13 protein-coding genes are annotated in these 16,875 nt (G+C 73.9%); 4 read left to right on the forward strand and 9 right to left on the reverse strand.

Annotated elements, in window-relative coordinates:
* Nucleotides 1–19: 19 nt before the first annotated feature.
* Complete coding sequence (locus ACFVVO_RS31500) at nt 20–1,612, reverse strand: FAD-binding oxidoreductase (protein WP_390059475.1); 1,593 nt, start codon at nt 1,610–1,612, stop codon at nt 20–22.
* 83 nt (nt 1,613–1,695) lie between these two features.
* Here ACFVVO_RS31500 and ACFVVO_RS31505 point away from each other — a divergent pair, with 83 nt between their 5' ends.
* On the forward strand, nt 1,696–2,295 hold the full coding sequence (locus ACFVVO_RS31505; protein ID WP_390059476.1) for a TetR/AcrR family transcriptional regulator: 600 nt from the start codon (nt 1,696–1,698) through the stop codon (nt 2,293–2,295).
* The gene (locus tag ACFVVO_RS31510; protein WP_390059477.1) at nt 2,292–3,875 is read left to right on the forward strand and encodes a glycerol-3-phosphate dehydrogenase/oxidase; all 1,584 of its coding nucleotides are present in this window, start codon (nt 2,292–2,294) and stop codon (nt 3,873–3,875) included. The genes ACFVVO_RS31505 and ACFVVO_RS31510 overlap by 4 nt, the downstream gene beginning before the upstream one ends.
* Nucleotides 3,876–4,154: 279 nt before the next feature.
* On the opposite strand, the gene ACFVVO_RS31515 is transcribed toward ACFVVO_RS31510, so the two are convergent.
* On the reverse strand, nt 4,155–5,528 hold the full coding sequence (locus ACFVVO_RS31515; protein WP_390059478.1) for a tannase/feruloyl esterase family alpha/beta hydrolase: 1,374 nt from the start codon (nt 5,526–5,528) through the stop codon (nt 4,155–4,157).
* A 532-nt stretch (nt 5,529–6,060) separates the two neighbouring features.
* Between ACFVVO_RS31515 and ACFVVO_RS31520 the strand changes: the two genes are divergently transcribed.
* The gene (locus tag ACFVVO_RS31520; RefSeq protein WP_390059479.1) at nt 6,061–7,287 is read left to right on the forward strand and encodes a cytochrome P450; all 1,227 of its coding nucleotides are present in this window, start codon (nt 6,061–6,063) and stop codon (nt 7,285–7,287) included.
* Nucleotides 7,288–7,299: 12 nt separating this feature from the next.
* Here ACFVVO_RS31520 and ACFVVO_RS31525 read toward each other — a convergent pair whose 3' ends face one another.
* The 7 genes from ACFVVO_RS31525 to ACFVVO_RS31555 all read right to left on the reverse strand — a co-directional run bounded on the left by ACFVVO_RS31525 (nt 7,300) and on the right by ACFVVO_RS31555 (nt 13,823).
* Nucleotides 7,300–8,094, reverse strand: a complete 795-nt coding sequence (locus ACFVVO_RS31525) for an SDR family NAD(P)-dependent oxidoreductase (protein WP_390059481.1) — start codon at nt 8,092–8,094, stop codon at nt 7,300–7,302.
* A 55-nt stretch (nt 8,095–8,149) separates the two neighbouring features.
* Complete coding sequence (locus ACFVVO_RS31530; protein ID WP_390059482.1) at nt 8,150–9,214, reverse strand: YihY/virulence factor BrkB family protein; 1,065 nt, start codon at nt 9,212–9,214, stop codon at nt 8,150–8,152.
* A 63-nt stretch (nt 9,215–9,277) separates the two neighbouring features.
* Complete coding sequence (locus tag ACFVVO_RS31535; RefSeq protein WP_390059483.1) at nt 9,278–9,865, reverse strand: sigma-70 family RNA polymerase sigma factor; 588 nt, start codon at nt 9,863–9,865, stop codon at nt 9,278–9,280.
* A 166-nt stretch (nt 9,866–10,031) separates the two neighbouring features.
* Nucleotides 10,032–10,766, reverse strand: a complete 735-nt coding sequence (locus ACFVVO_RS31540; RefSeq protein WP_390059484.1) for a hypothetical protein — start codon at nt 10,764–10,766, stop codon at nt 10,032–10,034.
* A gap of 89 nt (nt 10,767–10,855) precedes the next feature.
* The gene (locus ACFVVO_RS31545; protein ID WP_390059485.1) at nt 10,856–11,512 is read right to left on the reverse strand and encodes a ScbR family autoregulator-binding transcription factor; all 657 of its coding nucleotides are present in this window, start codon (nt 11,510–11,512) and stop codon (nt 10,856–10,858) included.
* Between the two features lie 267 nt (nt 11,513–11,779).
* Nucleotides 11,780–13,018 carry a cytochrome P450 gene (locus tag ACFVVO_RS31550; RefSeq protein ID WP_390059486.1) on the reverse strand — a complete coding sequence of 413 codons (1,239 nt, stop codon included), beginning with the start codon at nt 13,016–13,018 and terminating at the stop codon, nt 11,780–11,782.
* A 121-nt stretch (nt 13,019–13,139) separates the two neighbouring features.
* Nucleotides 13,140–13,823 (reverse strand): ScbR family autoregulator-binding transcription factor, encoded by a 684-nt coding sequence (locus ACFVVO_RS31555; RefSeq protein WP_359551275.1) that lies wholly within the window; start codon nt 13,821–13,823, stop codon nt 13,140–13,142.
* 387 nt (nt 13,824–14,210) lie between these two features.
* Between ACFVVO_RS31555 and ACFVVO_RS31560 the strand changes: the two genes are divergently transcribed.
* Nucleotides 14,211–16,088, forward strand: a complete 1,878-nt coding sequence (locus tag ACFVVO_RS31560) for an acyl-CoA dehydrogenase (RefSeq protein WP_390059488.1) — start codon at nt 14,211–14,213, stop codon at nt 16,086–16,088.
* Nucleotides 16,089–16,875 lie beyond the last annotated feature (787 nt).

The raw sequence follows: 16,875 nt of genomic DNA on the forward strand, positions 1-16,875 counted from the left end.
AGGGGCCGGCGGGGGTGGATCAGTCGGTGGGCAGCAGGACGCCCGGGTTGAGGAGCCCGTCCGGGTCCAGGCGGTGCTTGACGGCGCGCAGCGCGGCCACGCCGAGGGCACCCGCCTCCCTGACGTACCAGTCGCGGTGGTCGGTGCCCACGCCGTGGTGGTGGCTGATGGTGCCGCCGGCGGCGAGCACGGCGTCGTTGGCCGCGTGCTTGGCGGGTGCCCAGTGCGCGACCGGGTCCTCGCCCTGGGCGCTGACGACGGTGAAGTACAGGGAGGCGCCGTTCTCGTACACGTGGGAAATGTGGCACATCACCAGCGGCGGGGTGCCGGCCCGGGTGAGAGTGTCGGTCAGGGCCGCGCGCACCGCGTTGTACAGGTCGGGGACGCGGGACCAGAAGGCGGCGGTCTCCAGGGTCTCGGCGAAGGCTCCCGCGTCGAGCAGGGCGTCGCGCAGGTAGGGCGCGGAGTAGCGGCCGTGGGCCCAGCGTTCGCCCGGCTCGGTGCCGACCGGGGTGCCGCCGCAGGCCCGCAGGACCGCCGCCGCCCGCTCACGGCGCCGGCCGGTGTCCTCGGCGGTGCCCTCGTAGCCGGTGATCGCCATGCATCCGGCGTCGCCCCGTTCCAGTCGGGAGCCGATGGCGTCCGGCTGGGCGAGGCCGATGAGCGTCTCGGTCTCGTCGGACAGGCGCAGCACGGTGGGCCGCGGTCCGTCCTGGGCGAGCCGGCGCAGGGCCGCGGCGCCCTCCTCGAAGGAGGCGAACCGCCAGCCCTCGTAGACGCGCGCCTGCGGCAGCGGGCGGATCCGTACGAGAACGGAGGTGATGACGCCGAAGGCGCCCTCCGAGCCGAGGATGAGCTGGCGCAGGTCGGGGCCGGCGGCGGAGCGCGGGGCGCGGCCGGTCTCGATGGTGCCCTCGGGGGTGGCGAGGGTCAGGCCGAGCACCATGTCGTCGAAGCGGCCGTAGCCGGCGGAGGCCTGTCCGCTGGAGCGGGCGGCGGCGAAGCCTCCGATGGTGGCCCACTCGTAGGACTGCGGGAAGTGACCGAGGGTGAAGCCCTGTTCGGCGAGCAGTGCCTCGGCCTCGGGGGCGCGCAGGCCGGGCTGGAGCACGGCGGTGCGGGAGACCGGGTCGAGGTCGAGCAGGCCGTTCATGCGGCGCAGGTCCAGGGCGACGAAGGCGCGTCCTTCGGGGGCGAGCCCGCCCACGACCGAGGTGCCGCCACCGAACGGGACGACGGCCAGACCGTGCTCGGCGCAGGCCCGCAGCACGGCGAGGACCTCGTCGTGGGAGGCGGGCAGGACCACCGCCCGCGGGACGTCGCAGACGTCACCGGCGCGCAGTCGCAGCAGGTCGGGAGTGGACTTGCCGCGGGTGTGCCGGATACGGCTCTCCGCGTCCGTGAGGACGTGCTCGTCGCCGCCGGCCGCCCGGGCGAGCGCCTCGAGCGCGGCCGCGCCGGCCGTGGGCCCGGGCAGCCGGATGTCCTCGAGCGCGAGCGCCGGCGCGGTGCGCGGTGTGACACCGAGCAGGTCGCGCAGCAGTCCGGTCACCGTGCCGGGCAGCGGTGCGGCCTTCGCCGGGTCGCCCCAGCCGTTCCACAGCATGTCCATCGAAGGGTCGTCCTCACAGGTCGGTGTGCTCGGTTCACGCGGCGGCGGCTCCGCCCGGCCCCCGGGGCGTTACACTGTGACACATGACGCCTATTCGTCACAACGGTTCGGACAGCGATCCCGTGCTCGACGCGGTGCGCGACTGTGTGCTGGCCGTCGGGGTGCGCCGCACGACCCTGGCCGACGTGGCCCGCCGCGCCGGCGTCTCACGGATGACGCTGTACCGGCGCTGGCCCGATCTGCGCACCCTGGTCGGCGACCTGATGACCCGTGAGTGGATCGACGTGGCCACCCGCGCGATACCGGAGCCCACGCCGGACACCGACACCCGCGCCCGGATCGTGGACGGGCTGGTCGCGGGGGTGGAGGCGTTCCGCGCGCACCCGCTCTTCCGGAAGATCGTCGACGTCGATCCCGAACTGCTGCTCCCCTACGTCCTGGACCGGCGCGGCACCAGTCAGGAGGCGCTGCTGGCACTGCTGGCCGACGCGCTGCGCGAGGGCCACGCGGACGGTTCGGTGCGCACCGCCCACACCGAGCGGCAGGCCCGCGCCCTGCTGCTGTTGGTGCAGTCCTTCGCCCTGTCCCTGCGCACGATGACCGACGAGGACGACCCCGACCTCGACTCCGCCGCCCTGCTCGGTGAGCTGCGCACCCTTCTGGAGAGGACCCTGACGCCATGAGTCACCCCGAGGCCGTACCCGGCTCGTCCCTCAGCGCGGGCCAGCGCACCCGTGAACTCGCCGAGGCGGCGGACGGCCGGGTCTGCGACGTCCTGGTCGTCGGACTCGGCGCCACCGGGGCCGGAGCGGCCCTGGACGCGGCCGCCCGCGGCCTGGACGTCGTCGCGGTCGACGCCCACGACCTGGCGTTCGGCACCTCGCGCTGGAGCTCGAAGCTGATCCACGGCGGGCTGCGCTATCTCGCCTCCGCGCAGTTCGACGTCGCGCACGAGAGCGCCGTCGAGCGCGGGGTGCTGATGACCCGCACGGCACCTCACCTCGTGTCCGCCCAGCCGTTCGTGCTGCCGCTGACCCCGCTGGTGTCGCGGGCCCAGGCCTCGCTGGCCTGGGCCGGGTTCCGGGCCGGTGACATGCTGCGGCTCGCCGCGCGGACGCCCCGGCAGGTGCTGCCCGCGCCGCGCCGGCTGTCGGCGACGGAGGCCCGGCACCTGGCGCCCGCGGTGCGCGCCGGCGGGCTGCGCGGCGGGCTGCTGTCCTGGGACGGCCGGGTGACCGACGACGCCCGGCTGGTGACCGCCCTGGCCCGCACCGCCGCCGCGCGCGGCGCCCGGGTGCTGACCCGGGTGCGGGTGCTGGAGCTGACCGGGACGGGTGCCCGCGTCCGCGACGAACTGACCGGCGAGGAGGGCGAGATCCGCGCCCGCGCGGTGATCAACGCCACCGGCGTGTGGGCGGGCGAGCTGGTCGGCGGCATCCGGATCCGCCCCTCCCGCGGCACCCATCTGGTCCTGCGCTCGGAGCGGCTCGGCACGCTGCCGGCCGGGCTGCACATCCCGATCCCCGGCGAGACCAACCGCTTCGTGCTGGTCCTGCCGCAGGGCGACGGCCGGGTCTACGTCGGCCTCACCGACGAGCCGGTCGACGGGCCCCTGCCGGACGTGCCGGAGGTCCCCGAGACCGACATCGGCTTCCTGCTGGACGTGCTCGGGTCCGTCCTGGACGTTCCGGTGCGCCGGGACGAGGTGGTCGGGGCCTTCGCCGGGCTGCGCCCGCTGCTGGACACGGGCGGGGCCGGGGGCGCGGGTGACGCACCGGCCCGGACCTCCGACATCTCCCGCCGGCACGCGGTACTGACCTCGGCGGACGGGGTGACCACCGTCGTCGGCGGCAAGCTGACCACCTACCGGCGGATGGCACAGGACGCGGTGGACGCCGCCCTCGAGGCCCGCGGCCTGCCCGCCCGGCCCTCCCCCACCATGGATCTCCCGCTGGTCGGCGCCGCCCCGCCCGGACTGCTGCGGGCCCTGCCCGCGCCGCGCCGCCTGGTCCGCCGGCACGGCACCGAGGCGCCGGCCGTCCAGGCCCTGGCCGAACGCGATCCGGCGCTGGCCGAACCGGTCCTGCCGGGGCACCCGGTCACCCGGGCCGAACTCGTCTGGGCCGCCCTGCACGAGGGCGCCCTGGAGGCGTCGGACCTGCTGGACCGCTGCACCCGGATCGGCCTGGTCCCCGAGGACCGCGCGGAGGCGTTCACCACCGCCCGGGACGCACTGGAACGGGCTACCGCGGGGCAGCGCTGAGCCCGGGGGCGGGCCCGGACGGCTCGGGTCGGGTCGGGTCGGGTCGGGTCGGGTCGGGGACCCTGTGCTGACGAGGGCGCGCGTGGCGAGCCGGGCGGGGTGTCACTCGGGAGACTCCGTCGTGGACGCCCGGCGGGCTCGCCGAACCCAGGAGGGCCGCCGCACGGTCACGTCGGCGACCCCGTGCTGACCGGTTCGTCGGCGAAGGGCCGGACTACGGCGCCGCTCGGAACGCGATCTCGTCCGGCCGCGTCGCCGACCCCGGAAGGCCGCCGAACGTCAGGTCAGCGACCCCGTGTTGACCAGGTCACCGGAGGCCGGCCGGGCCACCGTGCCGCTCGCCGGGGGTTCCTCGTGGTGCTCCACCCAGTCCGTCAGGGCGGTGAAGGCGGCCCGGTAGCAGGGCAGGATCGGGCGGAGCCGGTCCGGGTAGGTGTCGTAGAGGCTGTCGACGTGGGTGCCGCCCTCGATGCGGTAGTAGCGGTGCAGCCGGGAGCGGCCCTGCTCGGCGATCATCCGGGCGTACAGGTCGGACTGGACCCGGATGGGTATCAGCGCGTCGAGGGTGCCGTGCACGGTGATCATGGGCTTGCCGATCCGGCCGGTGAGCGAGACCCGGGCGACCGCGTCGTGGACGGCGCGGGGCCGGGCCGCGTAGTCGTAGTCGGCGTCGGAGGGGCAGGGGGCGAGGATCTCCTCGACCGTCGAACCGGCCGAGGCGCCGGGGCAGTCGGGGTCGTAGCCGGGGTCGAACTCGGCGCGGTAGGTCTTCTGGGTCAGTCCCCAGTAGACCTTCTCGTGGTACGGCCACAGGAACTCCGAGCCGCGGGCGAACCCGGCCGCGTACATGTCCTCGTCGCCGGCCCGGCCGAGCTGGTGGGCGACGGCGGTGGGCAGGAACGTGAAGAGGTTCGGGCCCTCCGGGCGCCACAGCGGCCCCTCCCAGTCCACCCCGCCGTCGTACAGCTCGGGGTGGTTCTCCAGCTGCCACCGGGTGAGGTAGCCGCTGTTGGAGATCCCGGTCATGTAGGTGCGGCGCGGGGCGTGTCCGTAGTGCTGGGCGACGACCTCCTTGGCCGCACGGGTCAGCTGGGTGGTGCGCCGGTTCCACTCGGCGACGGCGTCGCCGGGACGCTTGCCGTCGGTGTAGAAGTCGGGCCCGCTGTTGCCCTTGTCGGTGGCGGCGAACGCGTACCCCTGGGCCAGCACCCAGTCGGAGACGAGGGTGTCCATCGCGTACTGCTTGCGGACGCCGGGGGCGCCGGTGACGACCAGCTTGCCGTTCCAGTCCTCGGGCAGCCGGATCACGAACTGGGCGTCGTGGTTCCAGCCGTGCAGCGTGTTCAGCCGCGAGGAGCCCGGGAAGTAGCCGTCGATCTGCAGGCCGGGGACGCCGGTGGGGTTGCGGGTGCCCTTGGCGGCCAGTCCGGCCCAGTCTGCGATGTCGGTGTAGGCCGTGCCGGCGAGGGCGCTGGTCGTCAGGTCGTCGTGGCGGGAGATCTGCTGCAGTTCGGCGCCCGGAACCGTGATCCGGCCCCGGCCGCCGCCCCGGCCTGGCGAGCCGTCGTCGGCCCGGGCCGAGGCCGCGGGGGTGACGGACGCCGCCGCGAGCAGGGCGGCGGACAGGAGGGTGCTTCGACGGCTGGGGTGCATGGTGCGGCCTTCCGGGTCCGGTGGTGCGGGTACGGAGGGAGCTGGAGCGTGCCGTGCACATGGTTGGGCCACCCACGCCCGTCCGGCCATGGTCGACAGCCACACATCGAAAGCTTCAGTGATGGGATGGGCGCACATGATGGCGCACATGCCCGCGGGGTCCCGCGCGCACGGCCGCCGAAGGGCGCTCCCGGCGCTCACGACGCTCCCGGCGTGCGGGCCGTCGGCGGCTGCGGCACGCTACAGAAAGGTTCGGCGAAGGGACGCAGCGTGGCCGACGGTGGCAGACCGCCCCGGCCGTCCGGGCGAGGCAGCGCGGACGGTGCCGGGCGAGCACACGAGCCGGCCCCGCGACCGGGCGGAGAGTCCCGTACGCCACGGCCGGCCCGGGTGGTCGTACGGCGGACACCGCGTCCGCACCGCGACGGCCCCTCCCCCGGGTACACCGGCGTGGAGCACGGGACCTGCTGACGCGCGGCCGCTCACCGGCGGACCGGCACTTCGTCATCGGGACAGTCAGGAGTGATGCGACATGAGCTTCGACACCGAGCCCGCGGCACCTGCCCCGCAGGTGCGGCACTGGCCCGTCGACGACCTGCCCGCCCTGGAGCCCGACCCGTTCCTGGACGACGTGCTCCGCGACGAACCGGTCACCCGGATCACGCTGCCGTACGGATCCGGGGACGCCTGGCTGGTCACCCGCTACGAGGACGTCCGCTTCGTGACCTCCGACCCGCGCTTCTCCCGTGCGGAGCTCGTCGGGCGCGCGGTGACCAGCATGGCGCCGCAGGCCGTGGCGTCGCAGACGGCGGGGCTGCAGTACATCGACCCACCGCGGCACACGCGGCTGCGCCGGGTCGTGGCCCGGGCGTTCACCGCCAGGGGCATGGACCGGCTGCGCCCGCTGGCGGAGCGCACCGCGGACCGGATGCTCGACGGCATGGAGCAGGCCGGACCGCCGGCCGACCTGATGGAACACCTGCACACCCCGTTCCCGATCGCCGTCGTGTGCTTCTTCCTCGGCGCGGACGAGGACGACTGGCACGACTGGGCCGGGAACTCCGAGGCGCTGCTGTCCAAGGACCCGGACGGCGGCGACCGCAACCGCGCGGCACGCGAGGCGACCCGCGGCCGGGTCGTCGATCTGCTCGCGCGCCGTCGTGAGGAGCCCCGGGAGGATCTCGCCAATGTGCTGGCCCAGGCCGCCGCGGCGGGCGAGATCAGCGACGACGAGGCGGTCTCGCTCGCCATGGCCGTCTACGTCAGCGGCGGCCACGCGGTCCGCAACAACAGCGGCTCCATGATGTACGCGCTGCTGACCCATCCGGCCCACCGCGACCGGCTGCGGCGCGATCCGGCGCTGGTGCCGAAGGCGGTGGAGGAGCTGTACCGGTTCGTGCCCCACCGCAACGGAGTCGGGATCCCCCGGATCGCAATCGAGGACGTGGAGGTCGGCGGCCGGCTCATCCGCAAGGGCGATGTCGTCTACAACGCCTATGTCGCCGCCAACCGCGACCCCGCTGTCTTCCCCGACCCGGACGTCCTCGACTTCACCCGAGACGGTGCCGGGCACCTCGCCTTCGGGCACGGCCCGCACTTCTGCCTGGCGGCCCAGATGGCCCGAATGGAGGCGGAGGTCATGATCAGGGCCGTGCTCGGCCGCTTCCCGCGGATCCGGCTCGCCGTGGCGGCCGAGGACGTCGAGTTCCAGCGCGAGGGGCTGATCCGCGGGCCGCGCGTCCTGCCGGTGACCTGGTAGCGCGGAAGACGGTCAGGGCAGGATCGCGTCGACGTACCCGCCGTCGACGCGCAGCGCTCCCCCGGTGGTGGCCGAGGCCTGCTCGGAGCTGAGGTAGACGACCATGTTGGCGATCTCCTCCGGCTCGATCAGGCGTCGCAGCAGGGACTGCGGGCGGTGCTCGCGCATGAAGGCCCGCTGGGCCTCGTCCCAGGGCAGGGACCGGTCGACGAGTTCGTACACGAAGTCCTCGACCCCGCCGGTGTGGGTGGGCCCGGCGATGACGGAGTTCACCGTCACGCCGGTGCCCGCCGCCTTCTTGGCGAAGCCGCGGCTCACCGCGAGCAACGCGGTCTTGGACATCCCGTAGTGGATCATCTCGGCGGGGATGACCACGGCGGAGTCGCTGGCGACGTACTGGATCCGCCCCCAGCCGCGCTCGGTCATGCCGGGCAGGTACGTCCGGGTCAGCCGTACGGCGGCCAGGACGTTGACCTCGAAGTACCGCCGCCACTCGGCGTCGGTGATCTCCAGCGGGTCGGCGGAGCCGAAGATGCCGAGGTTGTTGACGAGGATGTCGACCCGCGGCAGCAGCTGGGCCACCCGGCCGGCGCCCTCCTCGCCCGCCACGTCCGCGGCCACCGGCACCAGTTCGGCGCCGGGGACCTCCCGGGCCAGCGTGGCGACCGCGGCCGACACGCTCTCCTCGCTGCGTCCGTTCACCGCCACCCGGGCGCCGGCACGGGCGAGACCGGCGGCGATGGCGGCACCGATGCCCTGTGTCGAACCGGTGACGAGGGCGGTGCGTCCAGTCAGATCGATGTGCATGCGACGACAGGTTCCCCGCGCGCGGGCCGCCCTACCGGGTTCCGGCCCGGCACGCTCACGCCTCGTCCAGCCGGCGTACGTCCTCCTCGTCCCACGCGCGCGTGTCGCGCGGTTCGACGTACGGCTCCGCCTCCGGCGGGTTCCCGCCGGCGATCGCCCGCTGGCGTGCGGTCTCCGCGTCGAACTCCAGGCCCAGCAGGATCGCCAGATTGCTGATCCACAGCCAGACGAGGAAGACGATGACGCCGGCCATGGCCCCGTAGGTCTTGTTGTACGAGGCGAACCCGGCGACGTACAGCGCGAACCCGGCCGACGCGATCAGCCACAGGAGCAGGGCGAGGAAGCTGCCGGGGGTGATCCACCGGAACCCCTTGACCTTGGCGTTCGGGGTCGCCCAGAACAGGATCGCGATCATCACGGTGACCAGGACGACCAGGACCGGCCATTTGGCGATCGCCCAGGCCGTCAGGGCCGCGTCCCCCATGCCGAGGGCCTCCCCGGCGCGCCGGGCGAGGCCGCCGGTGAACACCACGATGAGGGCGCTGATGACGGCGAGCACCATCAGGACCACCGTCACACCGAGGCGGACCGGGAGGATCTTCCAGATCGGCCGGCCCTCGGGGACGTCGTAGACGGCGTTGGCCGTGCGGATGAAGGCGGCGACGTAGCCGGAGGCCGACCAGACGGCCAGCACCACGCCGATGATGGCGAGGACGGAGCCGGTGCCCGCGCTGCCCTGCAACTGCTCCACCGCGCGGGTGAGGATGTCGCGGGCCGGGCCGGGGGCGAGGTGCTTGAGGTTGCTCAGCACCTTGTCCGTGGCGGACTTGCCCGTGATGCCCAGCAGGGAGATCAGCACCAGCAGCGCCGGGAAGAGGGACAGCACGCCGTAGTAGGTCAGCGCCGCGGCCCGGTCGGTCAGCTCGTCGTCCTTGAACTCACGCAGCGAGCCCTTGAGGACCCGCCCCCACGCCGCCTTCGGCAGCTTCGTCGGCGCGTCCGGAGCGCGCCTCTCGACCTCCGGGCCGGGCCCGGCGTCCTCAGGTGACGGCGGCTCGGGCGCCCTTGCCTCGTCGCCGTCGTGATGGTCCTTGTGCCCTGGAAGATGCAGTCGTGCCATGTCGCACGGGTACCCCCGGAGGCGCGGATACGCAGCCGGGGGCAGGACAAGGGCGGTTTCGCGTCAGGCGGCCTCGTCCAGCAGGCCGGTCAGCGTCGCCCGGGCCCGCGCCACGCGGGAGCGGACCGTGCCGACCGGGCAGCCGCCGGCCCGCGCCGCCTCCGCGTACGGCAGCCCGGCCAGCTGGGTCAGCACGAAGGCCTCGCGGCGCTCGTCCGGGAGCGCGGCCAGCAGGTCCAGCAGGGCGACGCCCTCGTCGAATCCGGGCAGGCCGCGCGGCTGGGCGCGTTCCACGGCGGTCTGCCAGTCGGGGGTGTCGGAGAGCCGGGGCCGGGCGGCGGCGTGCCGGTAGCTGTCGATCACCGCCCGGCGCGCGATGGACAGCAGCCAGGTGCGCGCCGAGGAACGGCCCTCGAAACGGTGCAGGCTGCCGAGCGCCCGCAGGAACGTGTCCTGCGCCAGGTCGTCGACGGCCTGGGGGTCGGCGCACAGGTGGGCGACATAGCGCCTCACGTCGCGGTGCAGCGCGCGGACGAAGTGCTCCAGCGCGCGGGGGTCGCCGGCCCGGGCCGCGAGGGCCCACTCCGTGACCGGCTCGTCGGCCGGCGCGGGATCTTCCGGGGCGGTGGGCAGGAGGGCAGGAGTGATCACCTGGGGTCCTTCTCGGATCGTCCGGATCCGGGCCGCGGGCACGGTCCAGCGCCGGCGGTCCGGTGAGAGGGGCCGGCCGCCGCGGCACACGCGCGGAGGTGTGGTGTGCGCGCGGGTACGGCCGGGGCCCGGGGCGCGCGGGGCGGCCCCGGGGTTCCTGCTGCCGTCAGGCGGCAGCGGCCCCGGCGGGCGGACCCCGCAGGACGATCGAGTGGACGAGGAGCAGCAGCCGCGGTGCCCGCGCCGAACGACGGCGGCGGATCCGCGGGCGCGGACGCGCCGGGGTGACGGGCAGGGCGAGCAGCAGCCGCAGCGGCGCCGCCAGCCGGGCCGTCGCGGCCCGCAGGATACGGAACGCGGCCTTCTCGCCGTACGCCAGCCACAGCCCGCACAGCAGCGCGGCGAGCAGGTGGGCGGCGAGCATGCCGGACGAGGAGCCGCTGCCGTCCGGGGAGTGCCACATGTGCCCCGTGCCGGCCATGTGTGGCATGTGGCTCATGAGGCCCGTACCGGTGCCGTCCGCGCCCATGGAGCCCATGTCCATGGCGTCCATGTTCATGGCACCCATGTCGGCGGAGCCCATGTGCGGGGAGCCCGTCGAGCCCGTCCGCATCGAGGTGGGATCCATGGACGTGGTGGCGGTGGCGGCCGGTTCCGCCAGCGAGAAGGCCTCGTGCAGCACCGTCTGTGCGGCGACCACGACCGTCACGACCAGCGGCAGGCCGCGCTCACGTCCCGTCAGCGACCAGCCGGCGGCGCCGGTCACGGCCAGCCCCGCCGCGAGCGCCCAGCCGGGGACGTGCCGGCCGGACATCAGGACGTGGCCCAGGGCCGCGAGCAGCACGCAGACGGCCGCGAACACCGCGGCCCGCGCCGCGCGCGACCCCCACCCTGCCGTCATCGCGCCTCATCCTCGCATCCGGGCGTTCCTCGTCATGCCCCGGTACGTGCCGCGACCCGCTCGAGACTCAACCGGCGCGGGACGGCGGCCTACAGACCGGCCATGCTGTTCTCGGCGCCCCGGCCGACGACCGGCTCACCGGCCGGCAGCCGGCCGGGGCCGGGGGCGGGCGCGGTGGCCAGCCGGGGCAGCAGGCAGGTCCAGAACTCCACCATGCGATCCTCCGACTCCGGGTCGCGGTCCGGGCCCCCGAGCCGCTCGAAGCCGACCGTCGCCGCCACCACGACCGTAGTCACGCCCTCGGGCGAGACGCCGTCCCTCAACTCCCCAGCCTCGTGAGCCTGCCGGGCCGTGTCGCGCACCCAGTCGTGCCAGGTGTCCAGCACCGCGGTCCCGTTGTGCCGCGCGGGGTCGGCGCTCAGCACGAACCCGGCGCGCACCACAGGATCGGCGGCCAGGGCCACCACCAGCCGGCGGATCGCGGCGACCAGCGTCCCCGCCGCCCCGGTCTCCGTGGACCGTGCGCACTCGGCCAACTCCCGTACCGAGTAGGCGGCGGCTCCCTCGATCTCGCGGGCGAGGGCGTCCTTGCTGGGAAAGTGGAAGTGCAGCGCGCCGGCGCTGACTCCGGCCCGTCCGCTGATCGCGGGCAGGGAGGCGCGGGCGTAGCCGTCGTGGGCGAAGGCCTCCGCCGCCGCGCGGATGAGGGCCTGCCGGGTGCGAGCCGCCCGTACCTGCTTGACCATGACGCCCTCCTCCTGGGCCGGCGCGGAGGCAGGCCATCCTCAGCCCCGTAAACCGCATGTTCAGTATGTTTATGCGCGACGGGCACGGCAAGGCCTGACGGCACGCCGGGTGCGAAAACCCGTAAGGGCTCTCAAATACCCTTGTCGCGCGGGGAGTCCGCCGTGTCGCTCACCGGGAAAACCACGCGTCTGGTCGGCGGGGGGAGGCAGGCGGAGTCCGCCGCCCGGGGTGGACGGCGGACTCGGGCCGGGTGGCCGCTCGCGCGCTCAGGAGGCCGGCGGGCGCAGCAGGACGGGCAGCGACCGGTAGCCGTTCAGCATGAACGTCGGCAGCGGTGCCAACTCCGCTGGCGCGCAGGCGAGTTCCACGTCCGGGAACATCTCGAAGAGCCGGGAGAGCGCGGAGGCCGCCTCGATCTCCCCGAGCGGGGCGCCCAGGCAGCGGTGCGGTCCGTGGCCGAAGCCGAGGATGTCGCGGTCGCGGTCGCGCAGCAGGTCGAAGCGGTCCGCGTCGGGCCCGTGCCGCTCGGTCTCGTGACCGCCGGCCGCGAAGTTGACGAGGATGCAGTCGCCCTTGCGGATCAGCACCCCGTCCAGGTCGATGTCCTCCACGGCGAACCGCATCGGCGCGTACGCCCCGGGCGTGTGCACGCGCATGGTCTCGGCGACCACGTCCGCCCAGGTGGCGCGGCCCTCGCGGACGTGCGCAAGCTGTTCGGGGTGAGTGAGCAGGGCGCCGGCCGCGTTGGTGATGAGGGTGGCGGTGGTGTCCTGGCCGGCGGCGATGAACATGAAGAGGGAGCCCAGCAGTTCGTCCTCGGTGAGCCGGTCGCCGTGGTCCCGGGCCGCGATCAGTGAGCTGGTGAGGTCGTCGCCCGGCCGTTCCCGCTTGGCCTTGACCAGTGCGGCCAGCCGCCCGAAGGCCTCCAGCCGGGCGGCCTGCATCTCCGCGCCCGGGACGGTGGAGCTGAACACGGTGCTCAGCGCGGCGGACAGGGCGTCCGTCTCGGCACCCCTCGGCACACCGAACAGTTCGCAGATGACCCGCAGCGGCAGCACCTCCGCGTAGGCGGTGCGCAGGTCGACCGGGGTGCCGGGCGGCAGGGCGGCGAGTTCGCCGAGCAGTTCGGCCGACAGTTCCTGGACACGGGGCCGCAGCGTCTCGGAGCGCCGCGCGGTGAACGCGCCGGCCACCAGGCGGCGCAGCCTGGTGTGGTGCTCCCCGTAGGCGAACAGCATGTTCTCGTTCGCCACCCACGGGTAGAGCGGCCACTCCTCGGTGATCTTCCCGTCTATGAACGGCGGCCAGTGCAGGCGCGCGCTGCGCGAGACGCGCGGGTCGGTCAGCAGCCGCTCCACGTACGTCTGTCCCACGACGGCCCAGGCGAGGACCCCGCCGGGCAACTCGACCTGTGCCGCGGGGCCCTGGTCGCGCAGCGTCGCGGCCTCGCCCATGTGGTCCCGGCCCATGAGGTCCAAGGCGTAAGGGCAGGCGGTCTGTTCCATCGGTGTGCTCCCTGGGTCGGTCCTGCATCACGTTGTGGCGTGGCGACGTGCCCATGGCAGCGATGTCGGCTCCCCCGCTCCGGGAGAGGGCCGACGGCCGTACTCCGCGGAAGGCTCCCGTTCAGCCGGCGGCCGGGGCCTCCTGCGGTTCCCCGCGCAGCTCCATGGCCTCTTCGTGGACGCGTCTGCCCCGGTCGAGCGACATGTCCAGGCGCACCAGGACCGCGGGGACCGCGATGCTGGTCATCAGGTGCCGGTAGAGGTCGACCACCCGCTCCATCAGGTCGGAGTGATCGTTCATGATCTTGGAGAGCACCTGAGCCCCGGTGAACGCGGCCACGAACGCCTTCGCCGCGGCCCGGACGTCGACCTGGGGCAGCAGTTCCCCGTTCGCCTTCGCCCGTTCCAGCAGCATGGCGTTGTAGTCGACCCAGGAGGCCATGGGCACCCGCCGGTCCAGTCCGTCGTGCGGTGAGCCCTGGTCCACGGTGAGGCGGATGCTGCCGCGCACCATGGGATCTCCCGAGCCGAGCAGATGGGCGAGGAGGAAGCCCGCGTCCAGCCCCTCCTGGAGCACCAGTTCCCGTGGCGGTGATTCCGGCACCGACTTCAGCTGGTCGGTCAGCACCGCCTGGGCGAGCTGCTCCTTGGAGGCGAAGTGGAAGTAGAGGGCGCCCTTGGTGACGTTCGCCCGCTGGAGGATCTCCGAGATGGTCGCGGCCTCGTAGCCGACGTCGGCGAACACGTCGGCGGCTGCCACCAGGATGTTGCGCCTCGTCCTGATCGCTCGTTCCTGCAGGGCCACGACACATCCTCCGCACTGGCTTCACGGACCGGTCGGCCACGAAAAGAAACCGACAGGTACGTATCGTGCCACCTCGGAAGATGCCCTTTCAACCATGTGGATGCCTCCCCTTCACCAGGTGCACGGGCTCCCCGGGCCGTCGCCGACGCCACGATAAAACCTGTCGCCCGGTATCTCAATGCCCTGCCGGGCCTGTCCGCACAGGGAAGAACGTCGCACCCGACGGGAGTTGGGCATTCCGCCCCCGACCGAGTCCACCGGGGTTCACAAGACGCCCCTGTTCAGCCACCGTTGGCAGAAACTTGGCTTGATAAGCAAACCGGGAGGTCCGTATCTTCTGACTCTGCGCAACCCACCCTGCCGGATCTGCGACAACGGGAGAGGGTCATGACCCTATTGACGCCCCAGGTACATCTCCCCCCTTCGCCGGAGATCGAGGACCACGGCGAGTTGACCCGGCTCCTCTTCGACGGCGACGACCGCGAGCGCGTCCACGGGATGTGGCGCGACCTCATCGCCAAGGACACGTTCCGCCACCGCCCCGGACTCGGCGCCGCCGAGCGCGCCGCGCTCTCCTACGAGTGGCTGCGCCTGGTGAACGACACGGCCGGAGCGGCCGAACGGCTCGCGAACGACCCTCAGTTGCTGGCGGCACTGCACGAGTGGGCGGCGATCGTGGACGGCGGCGGGGGCCTGTGCACGGTGGCGAGCATCCACTACAACCTCTTCCTCGGCAGCCTGCTCGACCACGGGGGCGCCGGGCGCCGGGACCTGTCCGACTTCACGGCCCTGCGGCGCACCGGAACGTTCCTGTGCACTGAGCTGGACCACGGCAACGACGCCTCGGCGCTGGAGACCACCGCGGAACTGGACCCGGTGACCGGCGGGTTCGTGCTCGACACCCCGCACGCGGGCGCGCAGAAGTTCATGCCCAACACCAGCATGACGGGCGGCCCGAAGAGCGCCGTGGTCGCCGCCCGCCTCCTCGTCGAGGGCCGGGACGAGGGTGTCTTCTTGTTCCTGACCCCGCTGAGCGACGAGCGGGGTCTGCTGCCGGGGGTCCGGGTCCGCCGGCTGCCCCTGCGCACCGGGGCCCCGGTGGACCACTGCCTGACCGCGTTCGACCGGGTCGCGCTGCCACGCGAGGCCCTGCTGGAGTCCGAGCACGGCCGGCTGGACGCCGAGGGCCGGCTGCACAGCGGTCTCGGCAACCGGCGCAAGCGGTTCCTGCACTCGATCGGCCGCGTCACCATGGGCAAGCTGTGCATGAGCGGCGCCGCCGTCGGCGCGACCCGGGCCGCGCTCGCGATAGCCGTGCGCTACGGCGGCCACCGGCTGGTCAGCGGGCCGCGGGCGGGTGAGCGCATCCCGGTCAACGCCCATCGCTCCCACCACGGGCGGCTGCTGAAGGGCATCGCCACTGCCTACGCCATGACCTTCCTGCACCGCGCGGCGCTCGCCCGCTGGGCGTTCGGGCACACCGCGGCGGACGCCGGGGAGCGGGCGGACGCGGAGCGGCTGATCGCCGTGGCCAAGAGCTGGATCACCTGGCAGGCCCGGGACATCACGGTCGAGTGCCGGGAACGCTGCGGCGCCCAGGGCCTGTTCGCCGCCAATGGCCTGTCGGAGTTCCCGCAGTACATCGAGGGCACCATCACCGCCGAGGGCGACAACCTGGTGATCTGGGTGAAGGCGGCCGCCGAGATGCTGTTCGAGCATCAGCCGCCCCGCCGGGACCCCGAACCCCCGGGTGGCGTGGAGCGGTTGACGGACGTCCGGCATCTGCGCGGGCTGCTGGCCCGGGCCGAGGCCGTCTGGCAGGACCGGGCACGGGCGGCGCTGCGCCGGGGGCCCTCCGGTGATCCGGTGGAGCGGTGGAACGGCGCCTCCTCCGCCGCCCTGGAGATGGTCTCAGTGCATGCCCGGCTGCAGGCGGCCGACGCCTTCCTGGCCGCGGTGGCCCGGGCGCGGCACCCCGAGGCGGGCGAACTCCTGGAGAAACTGTGCCGGTTGTTCCTGCTGCAGCAGCTCGGCGAGTTCACCGGTGACCTGCTGGCCGACGGCCACCTGTCCGGTGATCAGGTACGCGCCCTCCCCCAGCTCCTCGACGACGTCCTGCGTGACCTCGCGCCGCACATGACCGACCTGGTCGAGGCGTTCGACCTGCCCAGGGAGTACCTGGACGGCATCCCGATGACCGGCCCCGGCCCCGTCTCGATCCCCGGACACTGCACCGACCACGCCCCCGACGAGTCCGACGGCTGACCGGCCGCGCGGAATCTCCCGCTCGGCCCAGATGATCTTTCCGTCGGCCGCGTGGCGGGCTCCCCGGTGATGGACGAGCCCGGCCACCAGGAACAGCCCTCGTCCTTCCTCGTCCGCGCTGCGGGCATGCCGCAGCCGGGGAGCGGCGGCGCCGGCGTCGGTGGTCGCTCACCTGCTCCCCCGTCGCCGGCACCGTGCGCATCCGCCGCTCCAGGAGGTCCGCCCGCAGGCCGGGCAGCAACTCGCTCCACCGTTCCCGGGGGGGCGCCGCCGGACCGTTGCAGCGTGTCGTTCAGCCACACATGGAGCAGGTCCAGATCCATCACGGCCATGCCGGCCGGCGAGCGGGTGAGGAATCCGTCGAGGACGGACTGGCCCCTCGTCCACCGCGTCCGCTGCTCACGCGCCGAGACCGGGAAGCACTCCTCGCCGCGGATGCGGAAGGCCGCCGCGACCCGGACGTCGAGATCGAGGCCGCGGCCGTCCCGGTGCCGCGGCGGGATCCGGCCGTTCCATACCATTCCGCCGCGGCGGTGCCGCGCGACGGCGGCCGGCCCGCACCGGCTCCCCGGGGCCGGCCGGCAGGCGGGCGGGCCCGCGGGGAGGCCGACGGCGTCCGGCGCGATGTCCGAGCAGCGCTTCGGCGCCCCGGGTCCAGCCGGCCACGACGCCGTCGGCCGACAGCACGGCCGCCGCGTCGGTGGCGGCGTCGAGAAGGTCACGCGACTTGGCGGGCATGGACGCGTCACGTCCCGGCCCTTTCCGGCGGTTCCGTCCTCCGTACTCC

Source organism: Streptomyces sp. NPDC058145, from assembly GCF_042884245.1.
Lineage (GTDB): Bacteria > Actinomycetota > Actinomycetes > Streptomycetales > Streptomycetaceae > Streptomyces.

Coding starts and splice junctions, on each gene's coding strand:
- ACFVVO_RS31500 (WP_390059475.1), bottom strand. CDS start 1,612: ATGGACATGCTGTGGAACGGCTGGGGCGACCCGGCGAAGGCCGCACCG.
- ACFVVO_RS31505 (WP_390059476.1), top strand. CDS start 1,696: ATGACGCCTATTCGTCACAACGGTTCGGACAGCGATCCCGTGCTCGAC.
- ACFVVO_RS31510 (WP_390059477.1), top strand. CDS start 2,292: ATGAGTCACCCCGAGGCCGTACCCGGCTCGTCCCTCAGCGCGGGCCAG.
- ACFVVO_RS31515 (WP_390059478.1), bottom strand. CDS start 5,528: ATGCACCCCAGCCGTCGAAGCACCCTCCTGTCCGCCGCCCTGCTCGCG.
- ACFVVO_RS31520 (WP_390059479.1), top strand. CDS start 6,061: ATGAGCTTCGACACCGAGCCCGCGGCACCTGCCCCGCAGGTGCGGCAC.
- ACFVVO_RS31525 (WP_390059481.1), bottom strand. CDS start 8,094: ATGCACATCGATCTGACTGGACGCACCGCCCTCGTCACCGGTTCGACA.
- ACFVVO_RS31530 (WP_390059482.1), bottom strand. CDS start 9,214: ATGGCACGACTGCATCTTCCAGGGCACAAGGACCATCACGACGGCGAC.
- ACFVVO_RS31540 (WP_390059484.1), bottom strand. CDS start 10,766: ATGACGGCAGGGTGGGGGTCGCGCGCGGCGCGGGCCGCGGTGTTCGCG.
- ACFVVO_RS31545 (WP_390059485.1), bottom strand. CDS start 11,512: ATGGTCAAGCAGGTACGGGCGGCTCGCACCCGGCAGGCCCTCATCCGC.
- ACFVVO_RS31550 (WP_390059486.1), bottom strand. CDS start 13,018: ATGGAACAGACCGCCTGCCCTTACGCCTTGGACCTCATGGGCCGGGAC.
- ACFVVO_RS31560 (WP_390059488.1), top strand. CDS start 14,211: ATGACCCTATTGACGCCCCAGGTACATCTCCCCCCTTCGCCGGAGATC.